14 protein-coding genes are annotated in these 19,168 nt (G+C 30.5%); 9 read left to right on the top strand and 5 right to left on the bottom strand.

The features are described from left to right. Positions 1 to 106: 106 nt before the first annotated feature. The 4 genes from BM384_RS08150 to BM384_RS08135 are packed head-to-tail and all read right to left on the bottom strand — an operon-like array spanning position 107 to position 3,832. The gene (locus BM384_RS08150; protein WP_090012756.1) at positions 107 to 430 is read right to left on the bottom strand and encodes a DUF1540 domain-containing protein; all 324 of its coding nucleotides are present in this window, start codon (positions 428 to 430) and stop codon (positions 107 to 109) included. Between the two features lie 55 nt (positions 431 to 485). After that, the gene (locus BM384_RS08145) at positions 486 to 1,790 is read right to left on the bottom strand and encodes an ABC transporter permease (RefSeq protein ID WP_090012754.1); all 1,305 of its coding nucleotides are present in this window, start codon (positions 1,788 to 1,790) and stop codon (positions 486 to 488) included. Between the two features lie 14 nt (positions 1,791 to 1,804). After that, the gene (locus BM384_RS08140; RefSeq protein WP_090012752.1) at positions 1,805 to 3,130 is read right to left on the bottom strand and encodes an ABC transporter permease; all 1,326 of its coding nucleotides are present in this window, start codon (positions 3,128 to 3,130) and stop codon (positions 1,805 to 1,807) included. A gap of 12 nt (positions 3,131 to 3,142) precedes the next feature. After that, the gene (locus tag BM384_RS08135) at positions 3,143 to 3,832 is read right to left on the bottom strand and encodes an ABC transporter ATP-binding protein (RefSeq protein ID WP_090012750.1); all 690 of its coding nucleotides are present in this window, start codon (positions 3,830 to 3,832) and stop codon (positions 3,143 to 3,145) included. Positions 3,833 to 4,051: 219 nt separating this feature from the next. Between BM384_RS08135 and BM384_RS08130 the strand changes: the two genes are divergently transcribed. The 9 genes from BM384_RS08130 to BM384_RS08090 all read left to right on the top strand — a co-directional run bounded on the left by BM384_RS08130 (position 4,052) and on the right by BM384_RS08090 (position 14,428). Then, positions 4,052 to 5,266 carry an argininosuccinate synthase gene (locus BM384_RS08130; protein WP_090012749.1) on the top strand — a complete coding sequence of 405 codons (1,215 nt, stop codon included), beginning with the start codon at positions 4,052 to 4,054 and terminating at the stop codon, positions 5,264 to 5,266. Positions 5,267 to 5,283: 17 nt separating this feature from the next. Then, on the top strand, positions 5,284 to 6,675 hold the full coding sequence (gene argH, locus BM384_RS08125) for an argininosuccinate lyase (RefSeq protein ID WP_090012747.1): 1,392 nt from the start codon (positions 5,284 to 5,286) through the stop codon (positions 6,673 to 6,675). A gap of 1 nt (position 6,676) precedes the next feature. Beyond that, complete coding sequence (gene argC, locus BM384_RS08120) at positions 6,677 to 7,711, top strand: N-acetyl-gamma-glutamyl-phosphate reductase (protein ID WP_090012745.1); 1,035 nt, start codon at positions 6,677 to 6,679, stop codon at positions 7,709 to 7,711. A 92-nt stretch (positions 7,712 to 7,803) separates the two neighbouring features. Beyond that, a complete protein-coding gene (gene argJ / locus BM384_RS08115) occupies positions 7,804 to 9,027 on the top strand; it encodes a bifunctional glutamate N-acetyltransferase/amino-acid acetyltransferase ArgJ (RefSeq protein ID WP_090012744.1) in 1,224 nt (407 codons plus the stop codon). 22 nt (positions 9,028 to 9,049) lie between these two features. Then, the gene (gene argB / locus BM384_RS08110) at positions 9,050 to 9,931 is read left to right on the top strand and encodes an acetylglutamate kinase (protein WP_090012742.1); all 882 of its coding nucleotides are present in this window, start codon (positions 9,050 to 9,052) and stop codon (positions 9,929 to 9,931) included. Between the two features lie 13 nt (positions 9,932 to 9,944). After that, a complete protein-coding gene (locus BM384_RS08105; protein WP_090012741.1) occupies positions 9,945 to 11,096 on the top strand; it encodes an aspartate aminotransferase family protein in 1,152 nt (383 codons plus the stop codon). A gap of 22 nt (positions 11,097 to 11,118) precedes the next feature. After that, on the top strand, positions 11,119 to 12,045 hold the full coding sequence (gene argF, locus BM384_RS08100; RefSeq protein WP_090012739.1) for an ornithine carbamoyltransferase: 927 nt from the start codon (positions 11,119 to 11,121) through the stop codon (positions 12,043 to 12,045). Between the two features lie 117 nt (positions 12,046 to 12,162). Then, positions 12,163 to 13,026 carry a class II fructose-1,6-bisphosphate aldolase gene (gene fba / locus BM384_RS08095; RefSeq protein ID WP_090012737.1) on the top strand — a complete coding sequence of 288 codons (864 nt, stop codon included), beginning with the start codon at positions 12,163 to 12,165 and terminating at the stop codon, positions 13,024 to 13,026. A gap of 163 nt (positions 13,027 to 13,189) precedes the next feature. Further along, on the top strand, positions 13,190 to 14,428 hold the full coding sequence (locus tag BM384_RS08090) for an IS256 family transposase (protein WP_090012736.1): 1,239 nt from the start codon (positions 13,190 to 13,192) through the stop codon (positions 14,426 to 14,428). A gap of 207 nt (positions 14,429 to 14,635) precedes the next feature. Here BM384_RS08090 and BM384_RS08085 read toward each other — a convergent pair whose 3' ends face one another. Further along, positions 14,636 to 19,066 (bottom strand): SpaA isopeptide-forming pilin-related protein, encoded by a 4,431-nt coding sequence (locus BM384_RS08085; protein WP_090012734.1) that lies wholly within the window; start codon positions 19,064 to 19,066, stop codon positions 14,636 to 14,638. Positions 19,067 to 19,168 lie beyond the last annotated feature (102 nt).

Here is a 19,168-nt window from a genome sequence, read left to right as displayed (position 1 = left end):
TAAAGATGAAAAAATATAAGTATATGAAAAAAAACAACCATACAAGCTTTTGAGCTAGTATGGTCGTTTGATTTTTAGGACTTTTTTTACAGCCCCAATATATTAACTATATTCTCATTTTAAATGAATGACATCCTGTATTTTGTAAGTCCTCATTTGTTCTTCTATACATATCAACCTGACTCGCCTCACAATTACCCTCATAATTATGCTTACAATTATGCATGTCACATTGTATATTTGTATAAGGACATTCAAGCTTACTTTTTCTAGAAGAATCCTCTAACTTTTGAACATAATTATTGCAAAGTACTGAATCTGGATTACTTCCATTTAAACTTGAAATCTGTATTTTTGAAAGAGAGCAATAACCATTTTTATAATGCTCACAATTATCTACAGAACAATTTAATTGATTCATAATATTCATTACAGATACCTCCTATATATACCATATAGGTTTAGTATCTCTTATATTTTTATTCTTATTCTTCAGCTACTGCTTCAACAACATTTATTTTTGCAGCCTTTCTTGCTGGAATTGCTCCTGCAATTATTGACATAATAACTGTTATGAATAATGATAACATTATATTATTTGTAGTTAATGTTATAGCAAAATTACTTGATTTAGTTATATATTCATTAGCAATAAATATTCCTATAGCAGAAGTAATGCTTCCAAGTATTCCTCCAAAAAGACCTATAATAAATGACTGATAAGTAAATATACTCTTAATATTTTTTCTTGAACCACCAACACTTCTCATAACTCCAATCATCTTTCTCTTTTCTTGAAGAGTCATACTTACTGTATTAACTAAACCTAAAGAAGCAACTACAAGAACTATTATTCCAGCTATTGACAAAACAGCTTTTACAACACCACCTAAAGCATCAAAAGTTTTATTTATCATATCCAAACTAAAAGTTGTATATCCATAGTCACTTGTAATCTTTGCTGCCAACGCTGAAATTTCTTGTCCTTCCTTTCCATAAACAGAAAGCATAGAATATCCATTCTCATCTATATAATTCTCTTTATCTGTAAAGTATGCAAAAAGACAATCTGCTTTTTTTTCACTCATAATCACTGTATTTGAAATATTATTTTTATTTGCTACACCTACTACAGTTCCCTCTATCACCTTTGGCTCTTTAATTTTTATTCCATTCATTTCTGGAAACTCTGCTTGTACTTTAATCTTCTTATTTAATACATCTTCATTATTTGATATTCCTAATTTAGATACTAGATCTTCACTAATAATAATATCTTCACTTTCTTCTTTTAATATAGTTCCACATAAAAGCTTATCAGATATATCTATATCATTATTAAAATCATATCCAGTTAATACTATATTGCCACTAAATTTCTTATCATCTAACATTATATCTGTTATATTTCCCTGAACATAAGCTGATATTCTATCTACTCCATCAATATTTTTTATGCTTTCTATATCATCCTTGCTAATCTTTTTAAAACTAGCATCTTCCACTTCCTTAGACTCTTTTTCTTCTTGTGAATCTACATCACTAACTTGAATAGAAATACCATTATCTTCTTTAACCTTTGCATCATTAATAGGATATACCTGAATAATATTGGTGTCCCCAGCTCCATCTATGACCTCTTTAAGTTTATTAATTATTCCATCACTTAATCCCATCATTACAATTAATAAAAGGGAACCTATAGATACTGCTAATACAGTTAATATTGATCTAACTTTTCTATTCATTAAATCTTTAAAAGCCATTGATATTTTATCTGAAAATTTCATTTCTATTTCCCCTCCTATCTTCTTAATGCTTCAACTGGATCTAACTTAGCTGCTTTAGATGCAGGATAAATTCCTGAAACTAATGCTATAACCATAGAAAATAAAAGTATTGTAGCTATCCAATACCAAGGAAGTCCTATACTTATAGATAGTTTTACTCCTGAATCTGATATTTTAGACTTTGCAAAAACTTCTATAATAGAATTTACTCCACTTCCTATAAGTACACCAAAAATTCCTCCAATAAGCCCTATTAAAGAAGCTTGTATAAGAAACATCAATCTGATAGTAGAAGAACTTGCCCCTACAGATTTCATAACTCCAATACTCTTTGTTCTTTCAGCTACTGCCATTCCCATTGTATTAATAATTCCTATTGCAGCAACAAATAAAACTATTATTCCAAGTATTAAGAATCCTTTATTCATAGCTCCCATACTGCTTTCAATCTGCTTTGCAGCATCTATTGAAGACATTCTATAATAATCTAAATCTTTGATTGTATTATCTACACTTTCCACATCAGATAGGTTAGACACTAAAACCTCCATAGAATCATAACCTTTATTTTCAAAATAATCTTTTTGCAAAGTTCCATATCCCTTTAATTCTGCTATGTCGTAACTACTTAAAACTAATGCATTAGAATTATTAAAATGTCCATCTATAATGCCCACAACTGTAACTTTCTTTGTTAATTTAGTTCCATTAACTTTTATATTACTAATTGCAGATACTTCTATTTCCTTATTTAATACATCATCACTACTTAATTCAAGACTTTCTAAAAGTTTTTCTCCTATTAGAGCCTGGCCACTTTCCTTACTAATAAATTCACCATGACTAAGAGGTTTTAAACTATCATTTTTTTCATCATGTCTTACTCTCTCAACTACAGAATCTGCATAAATATTTGCACCAAGGTTATACCCAACCCCTCTTATGCTTCCTGTGTATTCTTTATTATTAAAAATTATTGAATGTGGATTATATCCTATTTCTGCTACAACTGCTTCAACCTTACCTGTATCTTTCATCTTATCTATAAGTTCATCATCAATCTTTTTATAATACTTTTCTTCAAATTTTTCATCATTAGTAATGTCTTCATAAGCTTCCTCATCATTAGTGTAATCTCTATAATGATTTACATTAATAATTCTCGCACTATCACTATCATTTATTGCATCACTCATAAAACCTTTTAAGCCAACTACAATTCCCATCATAGTTACTATTAATAGTGTTCCAATTGTTATTCCTAAAGCAGTTAAAATTGTCCTCCCTTTTCTTCTCCACAAATCCTTTAACGACATAAGGATATATTCTTTTATTTTCATCAATATTTCCCCCTAAGCAATTTCGTCTTCCTTAACAATATCAGAAGTTATTTGTCCATCTTTAATCTTAACAACTCTTCTTGCTTTTTCTGCTTCTTCAGGATTATGTGTAACCATTATTACAGTAAATCCTTTTTCATTAATTTCTCTAAAAAGCTGCATAATATTTTCACCTGCTTTAGAATCTAAGTTTCCTGTAGGTTCATCTGCAAAAATAATTTCAGGATTATTTACTAAGGCTCTAGCAATAGAAACCCTCTGTCTTTGACCTCCTGACATTTCATTTGGTTTATGCTTTGCTAAATCCTTTAATCCTACTTGCTCTAAAGCTTCTAATGCTCTTTTCTTTCTTTCTCTTTTAGAAACTCCTGCAAATATAAGAGGCATCATTACATTTTCCAAAGCAGTTTGTGAATTTTCAAGATTAAAAGCTTGAAAAACAAAACCTATTTTTTCATTTCTATATTTAGATAATTCTTTATCTTTTAATCTACTTATATCCTTTCCTTCTATAGATACTGTTCCTGTTGTAGGTGAATCTAATCCTCCTACAATATGCATTAAAGTTGATTTTCCTGATCCTGAAGGTCCTATTATTGCAACAAAATCTCCCTTATGGATTTTTAAAGAAACATTATCTAATGCCACGACCTTTTCTTTTCCCATTTTATACACTTTTGAAACTTGATTTATTTCTATCACTTTCATACTCCTCCTCAACTTAAATTTTTGATATTATTAATTTTACCCATTTTTAATATTTTTTTACACAAAAATTTCCTTAAAATATTCTTAAAAGTTTATCTTTAATTTTTTATGCATTTTTATGAATATTTGTTGCATATTATGCATTGTTAATGTATAATTATTAGTAATTAGAAAAATATAGAATTCGAATAAAGTTTTAAGGGGGCTATTAAAATGAAAAAATTCAATAAAGTTGTTCTAGCATATTCAGGAGGGTTAGATACCTCAATAATTATCCAATGGTTAAAAGATACTTACGGTTGTGAAGTTATATGTGTATCAGGAAACGTTGGTCAAGAATCTGAAATCGTAGGACTAAAAGAAAGAGCATTAAATACAGGGGCATCAAAAATATATATTGAAGATTTAACAAAGGAATTTGTTGATGATTATATATTCCCAACAATTCAAGCTGGTGCTGTTTATGAAGGTAAATATTTATTAGGTACTTCATTTGCAAGACCTCTAATCGGAAAAAGAATTGTAGAAATAGCAAAACAAGAAGGAGCAGACGCTATCTGTCACGGATGTACTGGTAAAGGAAATGACCAAGTAAGATTTGAACTTGCTATTAAAGCTTTTGCACCTGATATGCCAATTATCGCTCCTTGGAGAATCTGGGATATCAAATCAAGAGAAGAAGAAATTGAATATGCAGAAAGCCATAACATTCCTATAAAGATAAATCGTGAAACTAACTACAGTAAAGATATGAATATCTGGCATTTAAGCCACGAAGGATTAGATCTTGAAGATCCTGCAAACGAACCAAAATATGATGAAATTCTTGAACTTTCAACTACTATAGAAAAAGCTCCAGATAAAGCAACATACATTACATTAACTTTTGAAAAAGGTAGAGCTGTTGCACTTAATGGTGAAAAAATGGAAAGTGTTGAACTTCTTAAAGCATTAAATAAATTAGGTGGAGATAATGCTATAGGAATTACTGATATGGTTGAAAACAGACTTGTTGGTATGAAATCAAGAGGTGTATATGAAACTCCAGGTGGAACTATTCTTTACAAAGCCCATAAGGATCTTGAAGAATTATGTTTAGATAAAGAAACTGCTCACTACAAAGAGCAAGTAGCTTTAAAATTTGCCGACTTAGTTTATAACGGATTATGGTTCTCTCCTCTTAGAGAAGCACTTTCAGCATTTATAGATAAGACTCAAGAAAATGTAACTGGTGAAGTTAAATTAAAATTATACAAAGGTAACTTAGTTAATGCTGGAATGACATCTCCATATTCTCTATACAATGAAGAATATGCAACATTTGGTGAAGATGCAGTATATGATCAAAAGGATTCTGCTGGATTCATTAATCTATATGGACTTCCAACTGTAGTTAAAGCTAAAATGGATGCTAAAAATCAAAAATAAAAAGTGAGGCTAAATATATGAAACTTTGGGGCGGACGATTTAAAAAAGGGACAGATGATCTAGTTAATGATTTCAACTCCTCTATAAGAGTTGATAAAAGAATGTATGAAGAAGATATTGAAGGTAGTTTAGCTCATGTAAAAATGCTTGGTGCGCAAGGAATTATTCCTATGGAATCAAGTAAAAAAATAGCTGCGGGTTTAGAAGAAATTCTAACTCGCATGCAAAATGGGGTTATAGAAATTGACCCTTCTTCAGAAGATATTCACAGCTTTACTGAAGGAATTTTAACATATTACATTGGGGATTGTGGAAAAAAACTACATACTGGTCGAAGCAGAAATGACCAAGTAACATTAGACCTTCGTATGTACTTAAAGAAAGCTCAATTAGGAATTATAGAAAATATTCTTGAACTTGAAGAAGTTCTTTTAGATAAATCTAAAGAGAATGTTTCAACTATAATGCCTGGTTATACTCATATGCAGAAGGCACAGCCAATAACTTTAGCTCATCACCTTTTAGCTTATGCAGAAATGTTTAAAAGAGATGTAGGCAGACTTCAAGACGCCTATAAGAGAACTGATGAAATGCCACTTGGTTCAGGGGCACTTGCAACTTCAACTTATCCTATAGATAGAGAATTTGTAGCAAGAGAACTAGGTTTTTCAAAGGTTACTTTAAACAGTCTTGATTCTGTTTCAGATAGAGATTATGTTATAGAAACTTTATCTGCAATTTCTATGATAATGATGCATCTTTCAAGATTTTCTGAGGAAATTATTCTTTGGTGTACAAATGAATTTAAATTTATAGAACTTGATGATGGCTATAGTACAGGAAGTTCTATAATGCCTCAAAAGAAAAATCCTGATGTTGCAGAGCTTATAAGAGGAAAAACTGGTCGTGTTTATGGGGATTTAATGGCACTTCTTACTGTTATGAAAGGTATTCCTCTAGCTTATAACAAAGATATGCAAGAAGATAAAGAAAGTGTATTTGATGCTATTGACACTGTAAATCTTGCACTTAAAACTTTCTCAGGAATGATTTCTACTATGAAAGTTAATAAAGATAGCATGAAGAAAGGTGCTTCTGGTGGTTTTACAAATGCTACTGACCTTGCTGACTATCTTGTTAAAAAAGGTGAAGCATTTAGAAATGCTCATGGTATAGTTGGAGAAATTGTTCTTTACTGTATCCAGGAAAATAAGCATATTGAAGATCTTTCACTAGAAAAGATGAGAGAATTCTCTCCTATTTTTGAAGAAGATGTTTATGAGGCAATAGATTTATACACTTGTGTAGAAGAAAGAAAAGTATTTGGGGGACCTTCTTCTAAGTCAGTACAAATTCAAATAGACGCCTTAGCAAAATTCTTAAGTGATACTAAAGGGGGCTTAAAATAAAATGAACAAGGTAGGAATTATAGGAGCTACAGGTTATGTTGGAGCTGAGCTTCTAAGAATACTTTTAAATCATAAAAACGTTGAAGTTACTGCATTAAGTTCAGTATCTTTCGAAGGACAAGGAATTAACGAAATATATAAAACATTTTTCAATAAAACAAATCTAATCTGTGAAACTATGGATGATGTTATAAAAAAAGCTGATGTAATCTTTACTGCTCTTCCACATGGATTAAGTGAAGGTATAGCAGCAAAGTGTGTTGAAGCTGGTAAGATATGCATTGATATCGGTGCTGACTTCAGACTATCTAGTGAAGAAGAATATAAAGAATGGTACGGAAAAGACTTCACTAAACCAGAACTTCATAAAGAAAGTGTTTATGGTTTACCTGAATTAAATAGAGAAAAAATTAAAAATTCTAAGCTTATAGCAAATCCAGGCTGCTACCCTACTTCTATTGAACTTGGGCTTATGCCTTTAATGAAAAATTCATTAATAGAAACTAAGGGAATTATTGCAGATTCAAAATCAGGCGCTACTGGTGCTGGTAGAAAATTAACTGACTCAAGCCACTTCTGTGACTTAAATGAAAACTTTGCACCATATAAAGTTGGGGCTCATAGACATACTCCTGAAATTGAAGAAACTTTAGGTCGCATGGCTAAGGATAAGGTTACAGTAACATTTACTCCTCACCTTCTTCCAATAAATAGAGGTATTATGTCTACAATTTACTGTACACCTAAATCAGAAGTTGATTTAGAGAAACTACATGATTTATATGTTGAAACTTACAAAAATGAACCATTTGTAAATGTACTTCCTCTAGGACAAACTGCTTGCTCTAGAGATGTAAGATTCTCTAACTTCTGTAATATTTCATTACATCTTAGCCATAGAAAAGATCAAATAATAGTTGTAAGTACTATTGATAATATGATTAAAGGTGCAGCTGGTCAAGCAATTCAGAATATGAATATTATTTTAGGTTTTGATGAAACAGAAGGATTAAACTTTATTTCACCAGCCTTTTAAAAAACGGCTATATAATTTTTTCTGGCATTATTAGCTGGTTAAAATTATATGGCCTTTTCTATTTTTCAACACAAATAAGGAGGCATAAATATATGAATATAGTTGAAATAAATAATGGTATTACAGCTCCAAAAGGTTTCTTATCTTCAGGAATTCACTGTGGAGTAAAAGAAGGATATGAAAAAAAAGATTTAGGTCTTATCTACTCAAAAATAAAATGTACAGCAGCAGGAGTTTATACAAGCAACAAGGTAAAAGGAGCACCTATTCTTGTATGTAAAAAACATCTTCAGGACAATAAAGCTCAAGCTGTCATAGTAAATAGTGGTAACGCTAATACTTGTAACGGTGATGATGGCTTTCTAAAAGCAGAAAAAATGACTGAAGCTGCAGCTTGTGGTTTAAAAATAAATAAGGAAGATGTACTTGTTGCTTCTACTGGTGTTATTGGACTTCCTCTTAACATAGAAGCAATTGAAAAAGGTATTCCATCTCTTGTAGATTCCCTTAGTGAAAATGGAAGTGATGATACAGCTAATGCCATCATGACTACTGATACTGTAAAAAAAGAAATTGCTGTTCAATTTAAATTATCAGGAAAAGACGTAACTATTGGTTCTATATCTAAGGGTTCTGGAATGATTGAACCAAATATGTGTACAATGCTTTCTTTTATAACAACAGATGTAAATATCAAAGATGAATTATTAAAAGAAGCATTAACTGAAGCTGTAAATGTAAGTTATAACAGAGTAAGTGTTGATGGTGATATGAGCACTAATGATACTATTCTTATATTAGCTAATGGTTTAGCTGAAAATGATATTATAGATTCTAAAAATGAAGATTATTATAGCTTCTTAGAAGCATTAAAATATGTAACTGTTAAACTTTCAAAACAAGTTGCTAAAGATGGTGAAGGTGCAACTAAATTAATTCAGTGTACTATGTCAGGTGCAAGAACAGAAGATGATGCTTTAATCCTTTCTAAAAGCGTTATAAATTCAAGCTTAGTAAAGGCTGCAATGTTTGGCTGCGATGCTAACTGGGGAAGAATTTTATGTGCTATGGGATACTCTAAAGCTTTCTTTGATCCTGAAAAAGTTAATGTTTATTTTGAAAGCAAACAAGGTTCAATAATCGTATGTAAAGATGGTGCATCTGTAAACTTTAATGAAGATGATGCTCTTAAGATATTAAAAGAAGATGAAATAACTATTAAAGTTGAACTTAATATAGGTGATGCTGAAATCACTACATGGGGCTGTGATCTTACTTATGATTACGTAAAAATTAACGGAGATTATAGAAGTTAAAAAACTTAAGGGGGCTTTAAATATGGCTATAATAGATGAATTAAAAAATAAAGATTTAAGTAATCGTGCCAATATTCTTGTTCAATCTCTTCCATATATTCAACATTATAATGGCAAGATTATCGTTGTTAAATACGGTGGTAATGCCATGATTAGCGAAGAATTAAGACAAACAGTAATAAATGATATTGTCTTAATGAAATGTGTAGGATTTAAACCTATAGTTGTTCATGGAGGCGGTCCTGCAATTACTAAAACTCTTGAAAGACTTGGAGAAGAAAGTAAATTTATAAATGGTTTAAGATATACAGATCAAGCAGCCATTGACGTTGTTCAAATGGTCCTTGGTGGAAAAGTTAATAAAGACTTAGTTTCATTAATCGAAAAAGCTGGAGGCAAAGCCTTAGGATTATGTGGAATGGATGGTTCTTTATTAAAAGCCAAAAAATTAGAGGGTGATGTAGACTTAGGATATGTTGGGGAAATAACTTCTGTTAATACAGATATCTTAGAAATGGCTCTTAATTCAGACTACATACCAGTTATAGGTAGTGTTGCTTTAGGAGAAGATGATGACTGTCTATATAACATTAATGCTGATTTATGTGCTGCTAAAATAGCTTCTGCTCTAAAAGCAGAAAAACTTATATTATTAACAGACGTACCTGGTGTTATGAGAGATCCTAAAGATATCAGCTCTTTAATCTCAATTTTAAGATTACATCAAGTACCTAAATTATGCTATGAAGGTGTAATTAAAGGTGGAATGATTCCTAAGATTGATTGCTGTGTTGAATCTGTACGTATGGGTGTTGAAAGAGCTCACATTATAGATGGACGTGTGCCTCACTCATTACTTCTTGAGCTATTCTTTGATGATGGAATAGGAACTATGATTTATTAGGAGATGATTAATTATGAAAAATAGTTTAATGAATACTTATGCTCCCCTAGAGCCTGTAATGAAGGAAGGTAAAGGAGTATATTTATTTGATACAGATAATAATAAATATCTTGATTTTACAAGTGGTATAGGAGTTAATTGCCTTGGATATGCTAATGAAAAATGGACTGAAGCTGTTTCAAAACAAATAGCTACTATGCAACACTGCTCTAACATATTTGTTAACCCAACTACAATTGAAGCTAGTAACAAATGGTGTAAAAAAGCTAAAATGAGTAAAGTTTTCTTCTGCAACTCAGGTGCTGAAGCAAATGAAGGTGCTGTAAAATTAGCTAAGAAATATAGCTTTGATAAATATGGTGAAGGAAGAAATAAGATTCTTTCTTTAAAACAATCTTTCCACGGAAGAACTATAACAACATTAAAACTTAATGGTCAAGATAAATTTCATAAGTACTTCTTCCCTTTCCCTGAAGGAATTGATTATGTAGAAGCTAATAACATTGAAGACTTTAAAATGAAGGCTACAGATGACGTATGTGCTATTATCATGGAAGCTATTCAAGGTGAAGGTGGAGTTCATCCTTTAAATAAAGACTTTGTTAAAGAAGTTGTATCTATATGTAATGAAAAAGATATTCTTGTTATCTTCGATGAAGTTCAATGTGGTATAGGAAGAACAGGAAAACTTTTTGGTTTCCAAAACTTCGATATCAAACCTAATATAGTATCAACTGCTAAGGGTATTGGAGCTGGTCTTCCTATGGGGGCTGTATTTGCAGATGAAAAAACTGCTTTAGCTTTTAACCCAGGAGATCACGGTTCAACTTTTGGTGGGAATCCAGTTGCATGTGCAGGTTCTATGGTTGTTGCAGATGAAATCTGTAATGAAGCAAGTTATGAAAAAATAAATGCTAACGGAAAGCTTATTAAAGATAAAATAACTAAAGCTAATTTAGATGAAGTTGTTGAAGTTAGAGGTATGGGATTAATGATAGGTATTGAAATTAAGGCAAATTCTTCTGAAGTACAGAAAAAAGCCATGAAAAATGGATTACTTGTATTAACTGCAGGACCTCACGTTGTAAGGCTTCTTCCTCCACTTGTAATGGAAAAAGAAGATATAGAAAAAGGTATTGATATTCTAATAAAAATACTACAATAATGTATTTTTGGGGGGCTTAAAAATGAAAAAAGATTTATTAAGAATGGATGATCTTTCAAAAGAAGAAATTTTAGACATTTTAAACCTTGCAGATCAGCTTAAATATGAGCATAAACATGGAATTTCTCATGAACTTTTAAAGGGTAAAAGTTTAGGAATGATATTTGAAAAAAGTTCTACAAGAACAAGAGTATCTTTTGAAGTTGGTATGTATGAGCTTGGAGGAAATGCTCTTTTCTTAAGCAGCAGAGACTTACAACTTGGTCGTGGAGAACCTATTGAAGATACTTCTAGAACTCTTTCTAGATTTCTTCAAGGAATTCTTATTAGAACCTATTCCCAAGAAGAAATAGATGGATTAGCTAAATATGCTTCTATTCCTGTTATTAATGGTTTAACTGATTTAGAACATCCTTGCCAGGTTTTAGCTGATTTAATGACAATAAGAGAATATAAAAACATCCTTGAAGGTTTAAACGTAGCCTTTATAGGTGATGGTAATAATGTAGCCCATTCATTAATGATAGGTGCTTTAAAAGTAGGTATGAACTTAAATATGGCATGTCCTGAAGGATATTTTCCAAAGGAAGAATATATTCAAAGAAGTAAAGAACTTGCTGAATTAGAAAATAAAAAATTTAATATTACAACTTCTCCTATTGAAGCTGCCAAAGATGCTGACATTATTTTCACTGATGTTTGGACTAGTATGGGACATGAAGCTGAATCTGAAGTGCGTAAACAGGCTTTTAAAGGCTTTCAAGTTAATAGGGAACTTATGTCTTATACAAAGGAAAACGCCCTTTTAATGCACTGCTTGCCAGCTCATAGAGGAGAGGAAATATCAAATGAAATGTTAGAAGAACATAGCACTGAAATTTTCGATGAAACAGAAAATAGATTACACGTTCAAAAGGCTATTCTCGTAAAACTACTTAAAAACAACTAATAAATTTTAACGAACATGTTTCTTTTTTAACAAATAAAAGTTATAATAACCAATGGAGGGTAAATATTTTATATATGTTACCTAGAATATTTATATAATTATTGGAGGTCGAATTTTATGTTAGTTTCAGCAAAAGACATGTTAAATAAGGCTAGAGAAGGTAAATACGCAGTAGGTCAATTTAACATTAACAACTTAGAATGGACAAAAGCTATTTTATTAACTGCTCAAGAAAACAACTCACCAGTTATCTTAGGTGTATCTGAAGGTGCAGGAAAATACATGGGGGGATATGATGCAATCGTTGGTATGGTTAACGGTTTAATCAAAGACTTAAACATCACAGTACCAGTAGCTCTACACTTAGATCACGGTAGCTTTGACGGAGCTTACAAATGTATAGAATCAGGATTCTCTTCTGTAATGTTTGATGGTTCTCACTATCCAATCGATGAAAACATAGAAAAGAGTAAGCAATTAATCGCTGACGCTTCAGCTAAAGGAATCTCAGTTGAATGTGAAGTTGGTTCAATTGGTGGAGAAGAAGACGGAGTTATCGGAGCTGGAGAAATCGCAGATCCTCAAGAATGTAAGAAGATAGCTGATCTAGGAACTACTATGTTAGCTGCTGGTATCGGAAACATTCACGGAAAATACCCAGCAAACTGGAAAGGTCTTGATTTCGATGCATTAGCAGCAATCAAGGAAGCAGTTGGAGATATGCCATTAGTTCTTCACGGTGGTACTGGTATCCCTGATGATATGATAGCAAAAGCTATATCTTTAGGAGTAGCTAAAATCAACGTTAATACTGAATGTCAATTAGTATTCGCTGAAGCTACAAGAAAGTACATTGAAGCTGGTAAAGACTTAGAAGGAAAAGGATTCGATCCAAGAAAACTTCTTGCTCCAGGTTATGAAGCTATAAAAGCTAAAGTTAAAGAAAAAATGGAATTATTCGGTTCAATAAACAGAGCTTAATAAGTAATCTTTAAAAATAAAAACTTCTATAATAAAAGAACACTACCAAAATGTAGGGGACAGTAAGTAGATTTGTGTAAATCCAAATCTACCTACTGTCTTTTTTGTATGATTAGTTGGTAGAAGTGGAATAATATTCATGTACATTTAAGGAGGAATTTTTATGACAAGAAAAACTGATACCAACTTCAATTACAATGAGGAAGTAAAAAAATGCAAGACGATTGATGATGTATTAGGTAAAAACGGCTTAGTACAAAGACTTGTGAAGGATGTATTAGAGAATATATTAGAAGCAGAAATGGATGAGCATTTAGGAAGAGATAGATATCAAAGACAGACTGACATTGATTCTGAAAATAGAAATTACCGAAATGGCTACAGCCAAAAGAACTTAAGAAGCTCTTTTGGGGACGTAGATTTGAATATTCCACGTGATAGAAAGGCTGAATTCGAGCCACAAATAATAAAAAAATACGAAACTGTGTGCAATGAGTTAGATAAAAAAATAATATCTCTTTATGCAAAAGGTATGTCTACTTCTGATATTCAGGCAGAAATAGAAGACTTATACGGAATTACAATTTCACCATCTATGGTTTCAAAAATAACTGATAAAGTCATAGCTACCGCTACCGAATGGCAAAATAGAATGCTTGATAAAACATATCCTATAGTTTATCTAGATGCTATGTATTTCAAAGTAAGGAGCAATGGGAAAATAGTAAATAAAGCAGTATACATATGTCTCGGATATTCTATGGAAGGATATAAAGATATATTAGGTTTATGGGTAGACGAAGCCGAAGGTGCTAAGTTCTGGTTAAGTATTTGCAATGATTTAAAGAATCGTGGAGTAAAAAACATTCTTATTGCCTGTATGGATGGTTTAAAAGGTCTACCTCAAGCAATAAAAACTGTCTTTCCAGAAGTTAATATTCAAACTTGTATAGTTCATCAGATAAGAAATTCTATAAAATATATAGCTTCAAAAGATAAAAAAGAATTCATGAGAGATTTAAAGGAAGTGTATAAAGCAACAACTGAAGATCTTGCGCTAGCGCAGCTCGATAACTTAAAAGACAAATGGGGAAGCAAATATGGAATGGTTATTGATTCTTGGTATAGTAATTGGAATAACTTATCTACATTCTTTGAGTTCTCTCCTAGAATAAGAAAAATAATATATACAACAAATGCTTTAGAAGGCTTTAATAGGCAAGTACGTAAATATACTAAATCTAGAATCATCTATCCAACAGATGAAGCCTTAAATAAATCCGTTTATTTAGCTACAATGGAGATAATGGAAAAATGGACTCAACCAATTCCTAACTGGGGTGCTACGCTAGCGGAGCTAAGTATTTATTTTGAAGAGCAATTAAAAGATGAATTAGCTTAAAGCTTGTACTTTTTATTAAAAATATGTATATTTTCATCTTTTTATCAAACACTATAAAAAGATAATAAAACTTATTATTAGTATTTCTAGTAAAGAAAAAAATATTACTGGAAACCAGAATTTCCAGTAATATTTTTTAAATAATAAATTTGTTTACACAAACTTATCTATTGTCTCAAATGTAGTGTTCTTTTATTATTTAATATTCTATTGTACTTTTCTCTTCTTTTTTAAATTCAAGGTAATTACAACCAATGAAATTCCAGCTAGTAATATTAATAATCCTAATTTAGCATTATCTCCTGTCTTAGCAGCTAGTTTTGCAACCTTTTGACTCTTTGCTACGTCTGTCTTTTCCTCTATAATTGGTTCTTTATCTTTATAAAGGCTAACTGCTTCCTCTATTTCATTGACTTTTACAATTACCTCTTTAGAAGTTTCATCTACCTCATATCCTTCTGGAACATCTACGATTTTATAAATATATGATCCATATTTTAAGTTTTCAGTAACAACTTCTCTATTTTCATCTGTATATTCATCACATATCTTTTTACTATTTTCATCAAAGATATCAATATGTGCACCTTTAATAGGAGAACCTGTATTCTTATCTTTTACTTTTATTATCAAGTTTCCTATACCTTCTTCATCCATAAATGTCTTAGTTAATTCATCATTGTATATTTCTATTTCTTGATTTGCAATAACCTCAAACTTTGTATATCCTTCATCTTCTATAAAGCCTTCTGGTGATTTTGATTCTTCTAGCACATATTTACCAATTCTTAGACTAGCTGTATATATACCAGTTTCTGATTCTTTCATTATGACAACTTCACTATCTTTATCTGGCTGTCCATCTGCATCTTTATCTTCATAAACCTTAAATTCAGCTCCTGTTAACTTATTATCTGGATAATCCTTGTCTACCTTTGTTAACTTAACAGTTCCTTTTTTACATTGATTAATAAAGTTCTTATGAATCTCATCATTTGATATTATAGTATCTTTACCTTCAGTAACCTCAAATTTTGTATATCCTTCAGCTACTATAAAGCCTTCTGGTGCTTTTCTTTCTTTTAATACATATTTACCAACTCTTAGCTTAGCTGTATATACTCCAACTTCAGTTTTGCTCTCTTCTAATTTTACAAATGAATTAGTGTTATCAGGTTTTCCATCTGCATCCTTATCTTCGTAAACCTTAAATTCAGCACCTGTTAATTTATTTTCTGGATAATCCTTGTCTACCTTTGTTAACTTAACAGTTCCCTTCTTAAGGCTATCATAGAATATATTATCTGCACTATTTCCAACCTGAACTTCTTTACTATCTTTTATTGTTACTTTTTGTGCTTCATTACAAATACTATAATTAGATGTACTATAATTAGATGGTGGGAAAGTTTCTTTAACCCAATAATCTCCACAAGGCAAATCTTTAATTTCATAAATACCTGGCTTCTTTATTGAATCTACTTCTGTCATCTCACCAAAATCTTGATCTTTACTTGCATCAAATTTTTTGTCTCCATCATCTTTATATACTTTAAATTTTGCACCTTTTAAGAATTCGTTTGTATCAGCACTCTTCTTAACAACCTTAATACTTCCTTTTATACTTTTGTTTACAAATGTAAATTCAAGTTTTTTAACATCTGCATTGTCATCAATAGTAAAGTCTTTTGAACAATTTTCTGTATCTATTTCATATCCTTCTGGTGGTTCAACTTCTGTAATCTTGTATTTCACACCAAATTTCAAATCAGTGAATACAGCTTTTCCATCTTTTCCTGTTACTTTAGATTCTCCTACAAGATTACCAAATCTATCACGCAACTCAAATTTTGCTCCAGATAAAGGAGTCTTTTCACTATTGTCAGCAATCTTATTTACAATTAGTTCTCCTGTCTCCCCAATACCAGCAGCCTTACCTACAGTAAAACGTATATTCTCTACAGTCTTTTCCCCAGTCTCTTCAACATTATCTCCAGTTTTTATATACGCCTTGTTTGATACTCTTCCGTTATTACTTAAGTTTTCACTTATAGTTGTTAAAAACTCTAAAATATAGGTATCTTTTACATCCTTCAACAGTAATTCAAGCTTATTTCCATCAATTAAGAATTGATCTTCTGTAATTGTATCATCAATGTATTTTGATTTTTCATCTGCATTTGATACATTATATTTATTAAGTTCATCTTGAGATGAAATTTTGTATACCTTTATACTATCTGTTTGTAATGTTAAAGCCTTATTAAGCTCATCTACTACAGTAACATCTCCAAAGTCTCTACAATTTCTATTTATAGCTATTGTCCACTTAATAACATTACTCTTATCTTGATACTCTGCAGATTTATATATAGGTGATACATCTACTGGACATTCCCCTTTTGAAGTAACTTGACTTATATCCTCACCAGTTAATATTGCATCATTATAAACTCTTTTAGTTTCTGTTTGTCCTACATAATTAGGCGAATGTTTTTCAAAAAAGCTATTATCAGTTATCTCTGTGTAATATGAAAATACATCATAATCATCCATAGGTTTTTGTTCATCTAAATATTGATAAGTGATAGTTTTAGTACTTTCATCATAATTTATGCTTCTCTTATCATTTTTGTATTTAGAATTAGAATTAGAAACATCAAAATATTCATCGTCTATCTTCACAATCTTTTGTCCATCAGGAATAGCATCTTTTATAACAATATTTTTTAAGCAATTAACTTTATCTTTATTTATTGTTATAGTCCATTTTACTAAGTTATTTTTATAATCATATTTTCCGTCTTTTTTTATAACATTAGGTTTACAATCAATAGTTGCTTCCTTAAGTATAGGCTCTGTTTCATCTGTAGTTAAAGTTACTTTATTAGTAAACCTAGCTATATCTCCATCCTTAATGCAAGTCTTTGCGTAATCCTTAATTTTTGTAGTATAAGTTATTGTATGTTTCCCTTCAAGAATTCTTTTACTATTTTCAGTTCTATCTTCAAATTCATAAACTAATTCATTATTAGAATTTACAGTACACTGTACAACATCATCATTAACTTTTATTGCCTGTACAACTTCATCTGTAGCTTCCACATACTCTTTACCTAGTTCTAATCCATCTGGAATAATATCTTTAATAGTAGCATTACTTAATTCTAATTCATTTTTATTAACTACAATAGTCCACTTTATTGTACCTTTAGAAGGAATAAATTCTCCTGTTTTAGTTAATAATTCAGGTTCTACTCCAACTTTAGTATCTGCATAAGTGTTTTTAGGTATATCTGTTCCAGTTATTTCAGCTCTATTTCCTAAATCTTGATGTTTAGCAGTTTTTAATACACTATCTGATACCTTTGTTTTATAAGTTATAGTAATATCCTTTGATAATTTACCAGTAATGCTGAACTGTTCTCCATCACCAGTACTTGCATTATCAACTAAACTACCATCATCGTTATTACTTATAAAAATACTTTTAGCAACTAATTCTTGTTCTTTTGAATCAAAGATATCTTTTAATTTAAAGTCATCTATAACTTTTCCATTACATTTTACGTTGATAGTCCAATTTATAGTTTTATTACTAGAATCATAATATCCACTTTTATCAATCCACGTTACATTAGTTTGAACTTCTTTTGACGCTTCATTTATATAGTCTTTATCTATATAAAGCTTTGCAGTATTTTTAAGATTTGAACCCTTAGGAAAGTTATCTTTAATTTTACTTGTTAATTTTATTATCTTTACTCCAGATATCTCTCCATCAAAGGTATAAGTAAATTTATTATCATAAGAAGCTTCTAAATTACCACTTTTAAATTCATTTTCACTTTTAACTTCATTGTTATAAAACTTAATAAATGAAAAATCTATAGATTGATAGTCACCTAAAATCTCTTGAATTGAACCCCCATTAATTGGAGCATTATCTTTGCAATCTACTTTTATAGTCCAATCAACTGTGTTTTCTGAATAATTATACTGTCCATCTTTACTTATTACTGGAGCCTTAGATTTATCCTTCTTGAAGTTTAAATCTACAATAGTAGGTTCTAATCCATCGATATCAATTCTAACTTTCTTCTTTCCACCATATCCAATGCTCTTTTCATTAAAAAATGTTTGAATTTCAAAAGTTCCTTTTACATTGGATTTTTGTTCAACAAATTCATTGAATGTAATTTTATACTTTTCTTTTTCAGAATCATAAGTCAGTGTACCTATAGATTCATCAGAGTTACCAACCTTAAAATCAAGAACCATTGCTGGATCTTTTTCAATCTCACTTGGTAAATCAATATAAATATAGTCACCATTCTTTATTGTGTTATTATTTGAAATTTCAAAAGAATATACTATTCCAAACTTATTTTTTGTATCAATTTCTTCAATATCTTTAAGTTGCCTATCTTTATATGGTTTTTTAATAACAGCATTATCTAGACTTACAAGCTCTACTCCTTTAAGAAATTTAACCTCTGCATTGCTTATTTCTTTTACACTTTCACCTCCTTTTGCACTTATACTCACAGGCACTGTAACCTGCTGTATGAATAAAATAATACTTATGAGGACACCTAAGATTTTTCTTAGTTTTCCTGAAAAAAATCTTTTATCCATACTTCCCACCCCTTGTATAATCTAGTTGTAACATTTGATAGAAAACTATTTACTATTCTAACGAACATTACATGTCTAAATTGATATTAATTTTCTTATCTA

Origin of the sequence: Clostridium sp. DSM 8431 (assembly GCF_900116755.1) — a bacterium.
In the GTDB taxonomy this organism is placed as follows: Bacteria; Bacillota; Clostridia; order Clostridiales; family Clostridiaceae; genus Clostridium.
This window is presented reverse-complemented; position numbering and strand designations above follow the sequence as displayed.

What these genes read in the sequence shown, in the direction of transcription:
- BM384_RS08150 (WP_090012756.1), bottom strand. Translation starts at nt 430, where the DNA reads ATGAATATTATGAATCAATTAAATTGTTCTGTAGATAATTGTGAGCAT.
- BM384_RS08145 (WP_090012754.1), bottom strand. Translation starts at nt 1,790, where the DNA reads ATGAAATTTTCAGATAAAATATCAATGGCTTTTAAAGATTTAATGAAT.
- BM384_RS08140 (WP_090012752.1), bottom strand. Translation starts at nt 3,130, where the DNA reads ATGAAAATAAAAGAATATATCCTTATGTCGTTAAAGGATTTGTGGAGA.
- BM384_RS08130 (WP_090012749.1), top strand. Translation starts at nt 4,052, where the DNA reads ATGAAAAAATTCAATAAAGTTGTTCTAGCATATTCAGGAGGGTTAGAT.
- argH (WP_090012747.1), top strand. Translation starts at nt 5,284, where the DNA reads ATGAAACTTTGGGGCGGACGATTTAAAAAAGGGACAGATGATCTAGTT.
- argC (WP_090012745.1), top strand. Translation starts at nt 6,677, where the DNA reads ATGAACAAGGTAGGAATTATAGGAGCTACAGGTTATGTTGGAGCTGAG.
- argJ (WP_090012744.1), top strand. Translation starts at nt 7,804, where the DNA reads ATGAATATAGTTGAAATAAATAATGGTATTACAGCTCCAAAAGGTTTC.
- argB (WP_090012742.1), top strand. Translation starts at nt 9,050, where the DNA reads ATGGCTATAATAGATGAATTAAAAAATAAAGATTTAAGTAATCGTGCC.
- BM384_RS08105 (WP_090012741.1), top strand. Translation starts at nt 9,945, where the DNA reads ATGAAAAATAGTTTAATGAATACTTATGCTCCCCTAGAGCCTGTAATG.
- argF (WP_090012739.1), top strand. Translation starts at nt 11,119, where the DNA reads ATGAAAAAAGATTTATTAAGAATGGATGATCTTTCAAAAGAAGAAATT.
- fba (WP_090012737.1), top strand. Translation starts at nt 12,163, where the DNA reads ATGTTAGTTTCAGCAAAAGACATGTTAAATAAGGCTAGAGAAGGTAAA.
- BM384_RS08090 (WP_090012736.1), top strand. Translation starts at nt 13,190, where the DNA reads ATGACAAGAAAAACTGATACCAACTTCAATTACAATGAGGAAGTAAAA.
- BM384_RS08085 (WP_090012734.1), bottom strand. Translation starts at nt 19,066, where the DNA reads ATGGATAAAAGATTTTTTTCAGGAAAACTAAGAAAAATCTTAGGTGTC.